The 12,371-nt window shown below is 73.0% G+C and carries 10 protein-coding genes; 4 read left to right on the forward strand and 6 right to left on the reverse strand.

What is annotated here, in order from left to right:
• Positions 1-210 precede the first annotated feature (210 nt).
• Complete coding sequence (locus AC5R91_RS11110; RefSeq protein WP_495397060.1) at positions 211-633, reverse strand: peptidylprolyl isomerase; 423 nt, start codon at positions 631-633, stop codon at positions 211-213.
• A gap of 379 nt (positions 634-1,012) precedes the next feature.
• On the opposite strand from AC5R91_RS11110, the gene AC5R91_RS11115 reads away from it, so the two are divergent.
• Positions 1,013-1,678, forward strand: coding sequence for a L,D-transpeptidase (locus AC5R91_RS11115; RefSeq protein ID WP_495397061.1), 666 nt, complete (start codon positions 1,013-1,015; stop codon positions 1,676-1,678).
• A gap of 49 nt (positions 1,679-1,727) precedes the next feature.
• Entirely contained in the window at positions 1,728-2,288 is a 561-nt protein-coding gene (locus tag AC5R91_RS11120; RefSeq protein WP_495397062.1) for a DUF3291 domain-containing protein, read from the forward strand.
• Between the two features lie 159 nt (positions 2,289-2,447).
• Here AC5R91_RS11120 and AC5R91_RS11125 read toward each other — a convergent pair whose 3' ends face one another.
• Both AC5R91_RS11125 and AC5R91_RS11130 read right to left on the reverse strand, forming a co-directional pair.
• Positions 2,448-3,395, reverse strand: a complete 948-nt coding sequence (locus tag AC5R91_RS11125; RefSeq protein ID WP_495397063.1) for a beta/alpha barrel domain-containing protein — start codon at positions 3,393-3,395, stop codon at positions 2,448-2,450.
• Between the two features lie 39 nt (positions 3,396-3,434).
• Complete coding sequence (locus AC5R91_RS11130) at positions 3,435-4,682, reverse strand: glycosyltransferase family 4 protein (RefSeq protein ID WP_495397064.1); 1,248 nt, start codon at positions 4,680-4,682, stop codon at positions 3,435-3,437.
• Positions 4,683-5,387: 705 nt separating this feature from the next.
• Between AC5R91_RS11130 and AC5R91_RS11135 the strand changes: the two genes are divergently transcribed.
• A complete protein-coding gene (locus AC5R91_RS11135) occupies positions 5,388-6,800 on the forward strand; it encodes an aminotransferase-like domain-containing protein (protein WP_495397065.1) in 1,413 nt (470 codons plus the stop codon).
• Between the two features lie 33 nt (positions 6,801-6,833).
• On the opposite strand, the gene AC5R91_RS11140 is transcribed toward AC5R91_RS11135, so the two are convergent.
• Entirely contained in the window at positions 6,834-8,285 is a 1,452-nt protein-coding gene (locus AC5R91_RS11140; protein WP_495397066.1) for an MFS transporter, read from the reverse strand.
• Positions 8,286-8,415: 130 nt separating this feature from the next.
• Between AC5R91_RS11140 and AC5R91_RS11145 the strand changes: the two genes are divergently transcribed.
• Entirely contained in the window at positions 8,416-8,817 is a 402-nt protein-coding gene (locus AC5R91_RS11145; RefSeq protein ID WP_495397067.1) for a DUF962 domain-containing protein, read from the forward strand.
• Here AC5R91_RS11145 and AC5R91_RS11150 read toward each other — a convergent pair.
• Complete coding sequence (locus AC5R91_RS11150; protein ID WP_495397068.1) at positions 8,753-11,458, reverse strand: ATP-binding cassette domain-containing protein; 2,706 nt, start codon at positions 11,456-11,458, stop codon at positions 8,753-8,755. The genes AC5R91_RS11145 and AC5R91_RS11150 overlap by 65 nt on opposite strands.
• Before the next feature lie 119 nt (positions 11,459-11,577).
• Entirely contained in the window at positions 11,578-12,306 is a 729-nt protein-coding gene (locus AC5R91_RS11155) for an Hsp20/alpha crystallin family protein (RefSeq protein WP_495397069.1), read from the reverse strand.
• Positions 12,307-12,371 lie beyond the last annotated feature (65 nt).

Raw genomic sequence — 12,371 nt, forward strand, 5'->3', positions numbered from 1 at the left:
AGCACGGACGCCGTCGCGATGGTGCCGGCCGTCGACGTTGACGACCGGCACCATCGCCGGCAGGCCCGGAGCAGCGCCAGGCCCACCCGGCGGCCGTGTCACCGGGACCCGTGGGACGGGTTCCCGGCCGGCAGGTCACCAGGGTGCGGAGAGCTCACCGCCAGCGCGGTGTACCACCCGCCGACCGGAGTAACCGGCTCGACGACTCAGTCACCAGTCCCAGCCGTCGTCCTTCCACCTGTCCTTGTGCTTGTCGTGCTTGAACCAGTCGTCCTTGCGCTTGTCGTCCTTGAACCAGTCGTCCTTGCGATTATCGTGCTTACGCCAGTTATCCTTGTGCCACTTGTCCTTGTCCTTGTCCTTGTCGCCGAACCAGTCGTCGTCGAACCAGTCGTCCTTGCGCTTGTCGTCCTTACGCCAGTCGTCTTTGCGCTTGTCGTCCTTACGCCAGTCGTCCTTGCGCTTGTCGTCCTTACGCCAGTCGTCCTTGCGCCAGTCGTCGCCGCCCCAGCTCTGAGCCTGCTTGACGGTGTCAGTGCCATCGGACGCCCAGGCGCTCGAAGCCGCTGGTCCCAGCGCGACGAAAATGGTCGCCATGCTCGACAGCGCGACGACTGCCGCCCGGGTCCTCATTGATCTCCGCACAGTTCTCCCCTACGGTTTCGGAAAAGCAACCAACCAAGGTCGCGAGAAAGCGTATCCGGCCTGTTGGGGACCGCAAATCCAGCCGCTCACCCTCGGCTTTTTTCACGTTTCCTCCTGCCTTCCCGCACGTCTCCACAGATGACCGGAGAATCACCGGAAAGAAATTTCGACGGCTCGGCGCCGCGGCGCACCGCCGCGCCCGGCGGGGCGCGTGCCGGCGGCGACGCGGCCAGCCGCCGGGATCGGCCGACATGCCCCGGTCCGCGAGGGATGGCCGGCCAGCCGCGTCGAAGCCCGCCCGGCCGGCGCGGATGCAGTCGCCCCTCCGACTACGTAAAGTAACCATCGGATGGCCGAGGGGGTTGGGATGCGTAGCACCAACACGAGCCGCCCGCCGACACGGGGCCTCGTCCGCTCGCCTCGGCGCCGCACCGCGGGTCCGGCCGGCCTCCTGCTCATGGCCACGGCCCTGCTGGCCGCGAACTGCCTGCTCGGCGCCTGCTCCGGCCGGGCCGCGCAGACGCGACCCGCCGCGGCCCCGGCATCGCAGACCCGGGCGACGCCTCCCCCCGCCGGTGCCAGCGCCGCCGGCCCCGCGAAGGGACGGCACCTCGTGGCCCGGGCGGTGGTGCCCGAGATCACCTGGTTCGCGACCCCGGACACCGGCACCCGGCGGGGTCAGCTCGCCAACCCCAACCGGGAGGGCGTGCCGCTCGTGTTCGCGGTGGAGGAACGCCGAGCTCACTGGCTCGGCGGCACTCCCACGCCGTCCGGCCGGTTCTACCTCACGGAACCGCTGCGCCCCGCGGATCCGAAGGGGCCGTGGGGGCCTTACGCCTTCGGACTGTCGGGCTTCTCTGACGTGATTACCCAGTTCAACGGCGCCGGCGGGATCATCGGGCTGCACGGCACGAACCGTCCCGACCTGGTCGGGACGGACGCCAGCCACGGCTGCATCCGGCTACGCAACGCCGACATCGAAAAACTGGCGGGAATCCTCCCCATCGGCACGCCGATCTCCATCAGGGAGTGATTGCGCGTCATTCCTGGCGGATGCGGGGCGACGTCCCTAGGCTACTTTCATGACGGGTTACCATCTGGCCCAGGTGAACATCGCCCGGGTACTCGCCCCGCTCGACTCCCCCGCGCCGGATGACATCCTGGCCGGCCTCGCGCCGGTGAGCGACCGCGGCGACGGGCAGCCCGGCTTCGTCTGGCGGTTGCAGCCCGAGCAGGGCGCCGCGGCCGTGCACACGTTCCGGCTCGACGCCGAGGCCGACCTCACCGTCATCGTGAACCTGACGGTGTGGGAGTCGGCGGACGCGCTCGCCGACTTCGTCTTCCGCCACGATCAGGGCGCGTTCCTGCGGCGCCGACGGGAGTGGTTCCATCCGACCGCCCGGGCCACCAACGCTCTGTGGTGGGTGCCTGCCGGGCACCGGCCCGGCACGGCGGAGGCCGAGGAACGGGTCCGGCACCTGCGCACGCACGGGCCGACCGCGACCGCGTTCACCTTCCGGCTAACGTTCCCCCCGCCGGATCGGCGGATCTCCCTGGTACCGGGCAGCGGTCCGGAGCCGGCCGCCGAGCCCACGAGTCCCACCGACGTCGAGGTGCCGAGAAGCCTGGCCGCCGGCGGCTGAGTCCGCCCACCGCGGCGAGGCCGTGGCCGCCTCGCGCGTCGGGGCCACGGCCTCCCCGACGGTGCGGGGCAAGCCAGGGCCGCGCCGGGTCAGAGGACCGCCGAGTCCACCTGGTCGATCCCACCGGCGCCGATCCCACCGGCGCCAGGCCCACCGGCATCAGGCCCCACCGGCGTCGGCCCCGTCGGCGTCGATCCAGCCGGCGAGGATCGACCCGAACACCGACGGGTCCTCCCCACGGTTCCAGAACACCGTCGCCGCCTGCACCGCAGCCGCCCCCGCCCGCAGGTACTCGGCGACGTCCCGTCCCTCGCCGACCCCGCCGACCCCGACGACGTCGACGGTCTCCGGCAGCAGCCGGCGAAGCTGGCGCACCTGGCCGAGACCGACCGGCTTGAGCGCAGGGCCACTCATCCCGGCCAGCTCCACGTCGACGACGGGACGGTGGTCGGCGTCGACGACCAGGGCGTTGGGGAAGGTGTTCACCGCGGTGACGAAGCGCGGACCGCCGGGGCGCCCGGCGAGCTCGGCGAGTACCGCGGCGAGCTCGGCGAGCGCCGCCGGGTCGGAGAACGGCGAGATCTTGACGCCGTAGGGGACGCGGCCGGCCGGATCACCGCCGGCCCGCGCGAGCAGCGCGTCGCCGACCGCGGTGCAGATCGCCGCGGTCTGGCCGGGGTCGAAGCAGGCGATGCGCTTCTGGGCGCCACCGTCCCAGACGTTCGGGCAGGCCAGGTTGAGCTCGATGAGGTCGACGCCGGCCTGAGCGACGACCTCGGCGATCTCCTGGTACTCCCCGACGTCGAACCCGGCGACGCTGACGATCAGCGGCTTGCCCGCCTCGTGCGCCCGCTCGGCCATCCCGGGCAGGTGCGCGCCGTAGTAGTCCAGGCCGCGGTTGGGCAACCCGAGTGCGTTGATCGAGTAGACCCGCCCGGGCCAGTAGACGTTGCCAGCGTTGCCGGTCCGCGGCTGGCGGGTGATCGAGCCGACGACGATCGCCGCGACCGCGGACCGGGCGAAGGCGTCGACGTCCTCCACCGACTTGCACGTGCCGGCCGCGTTCATGACCGGGTGTTCCAGGGCGACGCCCGCCAGAGCACTCATGCCCGCCAGCCTAGGGGCCGCCACCGCGGCACCCGCTGGTCAGGCGACGGCCGCCGGCCTCCTGCCGAAGCGGCGACGCGTCCGGTGCCGGTCGATGGCCTTCTGGTAGACCGCGATGCGCAGGGCGGCGATCCGCTTCGGCTCCAGTTCCTCGGTGCCGACCCGGCCGCGGGCGCCCACGGCGGCGGCGAGTTCCGGGTCGGCGAGGAAGGGCTCCAGCGCGTCGGCGAGCGCGGGCGCGTCCTCCGGCGGGACGACCGTTCCGCCCTCCCACTTCGCCACCCAGGTCGCGACGCCCGTGGTCGCGGTCGCGACGACCGGCCGACCCGAGGCCATCCCCTCCAGGCCGGCGATGGAGAAGCTCTCGAACCGGCTCGGGACGACGACAGCCCGCGCCTCCTCGTACGCCTTGACGAGCTCGGGCCGGGTGAGGTGGCCCGCGAAGCGGCAGGTGACGCCGAGCTCGGCGGCGCGACGCGCCAGCCAGGTGCCGGTCGGGACGTCGTCGATGAGGCCGGACGACTGGCCCGCGAAGACCACTGTCGGCTTGACGCCGCGCTCCCCGAGCAGCGCGGCGGCTTCGATCAGCACGTCGAGGCCCTTGCGCCATTCGAGCCGGCCGACGACGAGCAGCGTGGGGTCGGTCTCCTGCGGCGGCGGCACGGCGACGTACGGGGAGCGGTCGAACGGGTAGGGGATGACGTCGGCGTCGGTGTTCTTCTTCAGCCAACCGAAGCCACGCAGGGTGGTGACGATCAGCTCGGACGGGGCCGTCCGCGCGTCGGCGCGCAGCGCGGAGAACCGGTCGATCCGGTCCGCCAGCGCGCCCCGGCCGTGCAGTTCACCCTCGCGCAGGCGGACGTCCATCATCGTCGGCGTATGCAGGTGGATCACGAGAGGAACGTCGCGGCGCACCGCGGTACGCAAACCACGGGTCTCGCCGTCCTGGGTCTCGATGACGTCGGGGTGCAGCCCGAGGCGGCGCAGCCAGAAAGCGTAGGAGACGGCGAGGACCACCCGCAGGGCGAGGGAATCGCGTGGATGGTTCTTCCCCTGAAACGACCGGCCCAGCGGGCCCAGATATCTACTGACCGGCAAACGGAGCAACGGGCGCCGGTACACCTTGACGCCGTCATGGTCCTCGTCGGTGCGGCGACGCCCCTGCGCGCAGAGGATATGGACCTGATGACCGAGCGCGGCCAGCGCGTGAGCGATGTCGTGCGTGTAGACACCCGCCCCATCCCAAATGATCGGCGGATACTGCTCGCACAAGAAGACGATCTCCATACCCATCCCCCACGGCGGCGAACTCCGGACGGCTCACCATAGCGCCAGCTTATCGAGCGCCCGCGGGGGGTTTCACCCTTTAGCAAACGCTGAGGATCTTAACCTTAACGTAAGAGAAGCGCTGCCCGGACACGGTCTGACCTGCGCGTTGACACGCGGCCCAACAGGAAACCACCAGGCCGGAATGCCTACCCCCGCAGGCCGACCAGAGGCACACGGACACGCAGGCGACACCACCCGGACAGCCACGGCACCACCCCGACAGCCACGGCACCACCCCGACACCCACAGCACCACTCCGACAGCCACAGCACCACCGGCACAGCGCAGCGCCACCGGCACAGCGCAGCGCCACCGGCACGGCACCACCCGGACAGCCACAGCACCACCGGCGCAGCACAGCACGGCACGGCGCCGACCGGACGGCGACGGGCACCGGCCGGACAGCGGCGGATCAGCGAGACGACACCAGCCGGAGGCCGACTGCTCGGCGATCGGAGCCAGGCCGCGACACCCGGCGGCGGGGACGCGGGGCGGGCAGGCCGTAGCCGCGGTCCCGGGTATCCGGCCCGAACACCGCGGCCAGTCCGATCAGCACCGCGAACAGTCCCAGCAACAGGAGTTCAGGCATCGTGGACCCGCCCGAGAAGGTCGAGGCGCGAAAGCGCCGCGGGCCGACAAACGATAGCGCTATTGTCTAACGTCATGGTCAACGATAGCAGTATCGACCGGGTCGTGGGGGAGCTTCGCCGGCTCGCGGACAGCGGGGCCGTCGGGGAGAAACTGCCCAGCACGCGGACGCTGCAGCAGCGGCTCGGCGTCGGCCCGGTGACCGTGCAGCGGGCGCTGGGCCGGCTGGTCTCCGAGGGTCGGCTGGTGACCCGGCCTGGCGCGGGCACGTTCGTCTCGGCGCGGCGCACCGTCCAGGCCAGCGACACCGACTGGCAGCAGGTCGCGCTCGGTCCGAGCCCCGTGCAGACCTCCGGCCTCGACGTGCTGTTCCAGCTCATGGGCAGCCCGGGATTCCAGCTGGGGGCGGGCTACCTCGATCCCGGGCTGCGGGCGGACACCCGGCTGGCCGCCGCTGCCAGCCGGGCGGCACGGCGGCCGGATGCCTGGGCCAGCTCCCCCACGGCAGGCATCCCGGAGCTGCGGAGCTGGTTCGGCCGGCAGATCGGCGCCGAGCCGGAGAACGTGCTGATCACCCCGGGCAGCCAGGGCGCGCTGTCGGCGACGTTCCGCGCGATCCTGCCCGCCGGCCATCCCGTCCTGTTCGCCACCCCGACGTACCCCGGCGCGCTCGCCGTCGCCCGCAGCGCCGGGCACATCCCCATCCCGGTGCCCGGCGACCGGGACGGGATCCGGCCCGAGCTGCTGCGCGACGCGTTCGCGCGGACGTCGGCCCGGCTGCTGGTCATCCAGCCCACGTACGCCAACCCGGACGGCAGCGTGCTCGCGGCGCAGCGCCGCGGCGAGGTGCTCGACATCTGCCGGCGGGCCGGGGCGTTCGTCGTCGAGGACGACTTCGCCCGCTGGCTCGGCTTCGCCGCCGTCACACCGCCGCCCCCGCTGTGGCAGGACGACGACCACGGGCAGGTCATCACAATTCTCTCCCTGACCAAGGTGCTCGCCCCGAGCCTGCGGGTGGGCGCGGTCATCGCCCGCGGGCCGGTGATGAGCCGGATCGCGGCCATGCGGATCGTCGACGACTCCTTCGTCGCCCGCCCGGTCCAGCACACGGCGATCGAGCTGGTCAGCGGGCCGGCCTGGTCGGCGCAGGTCCGGGCGGTGGGCGGCGCCCTGCGGGAGCGGGCCGCGGCCCTGGGCGCGGCGCTCGCCCGCGAGCTGCCCGAGTGCTCCTTCACCCCGCCGCGCGGCGGGGTGAACCTCTTCCTGCGTCTGCCCCATGGGATCGACGACCTCGCGGTGGCGACCAGCGCCGGGCGGCTCGGGGTGGCCGTGGCCCCGGGACGGTTCTTCACCATCGGCGAGCAGGAAGCGGGCCACCTTCGCCTGTCCTACGCGGGCATCCGCACCGAGGACATCCCGACCGCCGTCGGCCTGCTCGCGGAGGCCCTGCATGCGGTGGCCGAACGGGCGCCCGGGTTCGCGAACTGATCCGCGAGCGCCTCCTCCGGACCGACCCGAGGCCTACGGCCGGCCGGGCGTCGCCGCGGCCTCTCGCCCCGGGTCCGTCCCGACCGCCACGCTCGGCCCGACCGCCACGCTCGGCCCGACCGCCACGCCCGGCCCGACCGCCGTGACTGGCCGGGCCAGACCCGACCCCCCGGCAGCGGACCGCGCCTGGGCCTGCGCCACGGTGCCGGCGACCTCCCGCCACAGCGGCGGCAGCAGGGCGGCGGTGACCAGCGCCGCGAGCGCGGCCAGCACGAACGGCAGCCGCGGATCCGCCGCGAACAGCGCCCCGGAGGCCAGCGCGGCGAACACGGTCGTGGCGGTCTGTGTCGTCGCGAACAGGCCCTGGCCGCGGCCGGTGCCGTCACCGGCGGCGCTTTCCTGGGCGAGCAGGGACTGGGCCGCGGGGTAGGCGACGGCGAGGCCCACCGCCTCCAGGCAGCTCAACAGGATGATGAGCGGGATCGAGTGCAGGAACGGGTAGCTGGCGACCGTCACCGACAGGACAAGCGTGGTCGCCCCGATCAGTCGGCGCCGGTCACACCGGTCGGCGAGCCAGCCGGCGGGCCAGGCGAAGACGAGGTATGGCAGCGCGAAGAGGGTGAAGGTGAGGCCGATCAGCGTGGTGGACGCGCCGTCGCGCTCCATCAGCAGGCTCCAGCACGTCTCGTACACACCGCTGATCAGCCCGTCACAGCCGGCGACCAGCAGCAGCCCCACGACGCCGCGGCGCAGCAGCAGCCGGGTCGGCGGGGCACCACCGTCTGGACCCGTCGGGGCGCCGCTTCCCACGGCAGCGGTCGCAACCGTGGGAGCGACGGACCCGGTAGGAGCGGTCGAAACTGCGGGAGCGGCGGGAGCGGCGGGAACCGATCCGGCGCGGACGCTCGCGGGCAGGAGCCACAGCACCGGCAGCGACGCCAGCACCGCGGCCGCGCCGCTGCCCAGAAACACCAGGTCCATCCGGTGCTCGCCCGCGAAGCCGCCGAGCAACGGACCGAGCGCGACGCCGAGAAGCTGCCCGGTGTAGATGGCGCTGAACGCACGCCCCTGCGTGCCGGGGGCGACCGTCGCGGCGACCGCGGTCAGCGCGGCGACCTCGAACGCGCCCGCGCCCGCCCCCTGCAGCACACGCATGGCCGCGTCCATCCCGACCCCCGTCGAGGCGAACAGGCCGAGGCAGCCGGCGGCGTAGGCGGCGAGCCCGGCGAGCAGCACCCCACGGTGACCGCGGGCCGCCGCCGCCCGGCCGGCGGGGTACTGCGACAGCAGCGCCCCGAGGAAGAACGCCGCCATCACGACCCCGACGCCGGCGGCGGAGATGTGCCGGTCGGCCAGGTAGAGCGGCAGCAGCGGGGCGATGGCGAAGGAACCGAGCCACTGCAGCAGTGTCGCGGCCGTCAGGACGGCGAGCAGGCGACCCGGGCGGGACGTGCCCGCCTGCACCGATTTGCTCGCCTTGCCCATCCCAGGGTCCTACCCCGCGGGCGCGGTACCTGGCAACGTGAATACGGCCGGACGAGCGACCGGCGGGCGAGCCGGCCGGGCCCGGGGGGACCTTGACCTCGGTGCCACGGTCGGCAGGAGGTGGGCGACGATGAACATCCGACGCGGGGCGCACGGGTCCGGGACGGCCGGCGGGGCGGTGCCCGACCGTTCTGCGCCGTTCGCCGAGAAGATGGCGTACTACCGGTCCCAGCACACCGGCCGGGCCATCCGGCTGACCCATCTCGTCGGCATTCCAGGGGTGGCCTTCGCGCTGCCGGTGGTGCTCGTCCGACCCAGGATCGGCCTGCCGGTGTTCGCGGCGAGCTGGGCCGTGCAGATCGCCGGGCACGTGCTGTTCGAGCACAACCGCCCCGCGCTCACCGAGGGCCCGCTGACCTACCAGCTCTGCGGTCTGGCCTTCTGGTGCGAGGAGGTCGCCGACCTCCTCAGCCGCGCAGGGGCGTTCGACCCGCGGGCGGTTGCGGCTGGCCGTGGACCGGGCCGGGTATGAACCCGGGCGGCCCGGCCGCGCCCTCCGCCGGCACGGCGGCCGCCGCCCGGGTGACCTTGGGTTCGATCCGGCGCAGCATGAGCGTGGTGAGCACCAGCGCGACGGCGCCGATGGCGATGCCGATCACGATGTCGAGCGCCCAGGTGCCCGCGCTGTGCTCCCAGAGCCGGTCGGGGGGGTCGGTGCGCAGGGTCGGGTTGCCGAGCTTGCTCACCACGTTGATGTCGTCGGTGGAGGCCAGCGCCGCGAATCCCCACCGGGCCGGGACGAGGTAGCTGATCTGCTCCAGCACGAGCCGCCCGGTCATGGAGGTCAGGCCACCGGAGAACACGAGCTGACCCATCGTGACCAGGACGAGGATCGGCATCGCCTTGTCGGCGTTGTCGATCAGGGTGGAGACGAACAGACCGATCATCATTGACGCCAGCGCCGCGACGATCACCGCCAGCAGGCACTCCAGCAGCGGCGAGCCGAGCGCGGCGGCCTGCGGCGGAGTGCGACCCACCACGGCGATGAGCGTGAAGACCAGGCACTGCGCGGTCGTGATGGCGGTCAGCAGGATGATTTTGGAACCGAGGTAGGCGGTGCGGGACAGCCCGATCGTCCGCTCCCGCCGGTAGATCGCGCGTTCCTTGACGATCTCCCGGATCGAGTTGGCCATCCCCATGAAGCAGGCACACAGCACCAGCACGACGAGCACCTTGGTGGCGTCGGCGTTCGGCGACTGCGGCAGCGGGCCCAGGCCGTCGGGAGCCTTGAGCACCCGCGGCACGATGCCGAGCAGGAACGGGTAGGCGATGATCAGTCGCAGGTAGGACCGGTCGGCGAGGACGACCCGCCAGTACCGGCGGGTCAGCGTCGAGAGCTGCGCGGTCACCGGCTGTTGGCGGACACTGGGCAGCTCCGGCGGCGCCTTGCGCACCGCCGGCGCCACGACCGCCGAGGGCACGAAGAACTCCGACGCCCGGAAGCGGGCGGCCATCTCCTCGCCCGGGGTGGCCTCCAGCTCCCGGAAGACCGCGGCGAACTCGCGGAAGTCCTGCTTGCCGAAGAAGCGCAGCGCCCCGTCGGCCGGGCCGAAGTAGGCGACGTGCCCACCGGGCGCGAGCACCAGGATGAAGTCGCACAGGTCCAGGAACAGCACGCTGTGGGTGACGACGATGACGGTCCGGCCGCTCTCGTCGGTGGACCCGGCGCCGCCGCCCTTCGCGAGGCCGCGCAGCGTCTCCATCACCGACTGGTCGTTGGCCGGGTCGAGACCGGAGGTCGGCTCGTCGAGGAAGAGCAGCGACGGTCGGGTGAGCAGTTCCAGCGCGACGCTGGTGCGCTTCTTCTGGCCGCCGGAGAGCTGGGAGACCCGGGTGCCGGCGTGCGCGGACAGCCCGAGCTGGCCGATGACCTCCTCGACGCGGGCGCGGCGCTCGGCCGCGGTGGTGTCGGCCGGGAAGCGCAGCTCCGAGCCGTAGAGCAGGGCCTCGCGGACGGTGAGCTGGTCGTGCAGCGGGTCGGCCTGGGGCACGTAGCCGATGCGGCGGCGCAGCTCGTCGTACTCGGCGTAGAGGTCACGGCCGGCGTAGCGCACCGAGCCGCGGTCGGCGGGCCGGAAGCCGGTGAGCGCGTTGAGCAGGGTGGACTTGCCGGCCCCGCTGGGGCCGACCACGCCGAGCAGGGACCGGCCCGGCAGCCGGAAGGTCATGTCGTGCATGAGCTGCTTGCTGCCGGCCCAGACGGAGACGTCCTGGACCTCGAAGGCGACGTCCCCGGAGTCGACGTACTCGACGAGCGAGCTGCCCTCGAGCTGGAACAGGTGGTGGCCGATGGCGATGACGTCGCGCTGCATCACCGGGGCCCGGCTGATCCGATGGCCGTTGACGAACGTGCCGTTCGCCGACGCGAGGTCGACCAGCTCCACCCCGCCGAGCGAGATGTGCAGCTCGGCGTGGTGACGGGAGGCGAGCAGATCCCCGACGTTGATCTCGTTGTCGCGGGAGCGCCCCATCCGCATCCGGCCGGGCTTGAGGGGATGCACGCGGCGCCGGTCGTGCACGACCGCGCTCTGCGCGGTCGCCGGATCGACCGACAGGCCCCCCGAAACCCCCGGCGCGACGCCTGCCGACGACCCCGACGGCTGCCCCGGCACCCCCGCCCGCACCGGCACCCCGGCCCCGACCGGCACCGGCGGCTCCGCGCTCCCGGGCACGCCGCCGTTCCCGCCGGGCCCCACCGGTCCCACCGGCGCGGACGTCACCGGGGTGGGTGCGAAGGCCGCAAGGCCCTCGATGGAGATGGGCGCCGCGTCCGGCCCGCGGGTCGGGGCCGTCGGCGGGATGATCGGCCGGGCCGGCCGCGGCAGGAGTACCACCTCCGGGCCGTCCGCGGCGCCGAGGCGTAGCCGCAGCTCACCGACGATGTCGACGTCGCCCAGCCGGCGGCCGTCGCACCACAGCCCGTTGGCGCTGATGTCCTCGACGCGCCAGCCGACCGCCGTGGGGTGCAGCACGAGATGCCGACGCGACACCCGCCCGTCGTTGATGACGATGTCCGCGGACCGGGCCCGCCCCACCACGGCGGGCGCGTCGCCGGTCAGCGTCACCTCCCCGGCCGGGGTGTTGACGCGCAGCGGGGTCCCAGACACCAGCACTCTCCCTCGATCGCCAGACGCACCATAGTGTGCCTGCGCGAGGGTCGTTTTCCGGCCTCCTTCCGCGACATGTCCGAAAGCCGACCGTCATCTGCCAGGCAGGTCCGCCAGGCGGCGGATCAGCGGAAATCCCTCCCCCCGGAACCTGCCTCCCGACCACGTGTCCCGGCGTCCCGACCAGGTGCACCTGCGTCCCGACCGGTCAGTCCCGCCTCCCGCGCGGCCGACCCGGCCTCCCGTCCGCCGGCCAGCCCGCGGTCGAGCCCGCCGTCACCGGTGGTCAGGCCGCCCTGGCCGACGCGTTCGCCCGCCGTCGACGTCGCGCCGCCCGAGAACTCGGCGGGGCGCCGGGAGCCCGCCTCGACCTCACTACGGTCACCCGCGGTGATCTCGATGTGCCGTGGCCGGCTGTGCCGCGCCTTGGGCAGGGTGACCGTGAGGACCCCGTCGGCCAGGCTCGCCGAGACACCCTCGATGTCGACCTCGCCTGGCAGGGTGATCCGATGGTCGAACCGGCCGACCCGTCGGGACCGGCGGCGCACGACACCGGTCCGCTCACGCTCACCGATCTCCCCGGTGACGTGGAGCTCGTCGTCCCGCAGATCGATCGAGACGTCCCCGCGGCGGACGCCGGGCAGCTCCAGTTCGACGACGTAGGCGTCGTCGGTCTCCTCGATGTCGACCGGCAGCACCGCCCCGGCCAGCACGCCGAGCGGCCGGCCGGATCCGCCCGCGACGTCGCCGAGCAGGCTGCCCATCCGACTCCAGGCCTCCTCGATCTCGCGGAAGGGATCCCAGCGGCCCAGGATGGCCGCGCGGTCGGGCGTGCCTCGGGTGGAGAGTGCCATCACTCCCACCTCCATTATCATCACATGCTGTAAATGGATAACTACCTTCTGGTCAATGCCCGGCA

The sequence above is a fragment of the Frankia sp. BMG5.60 genome (genome assembly GCF_059428125.1).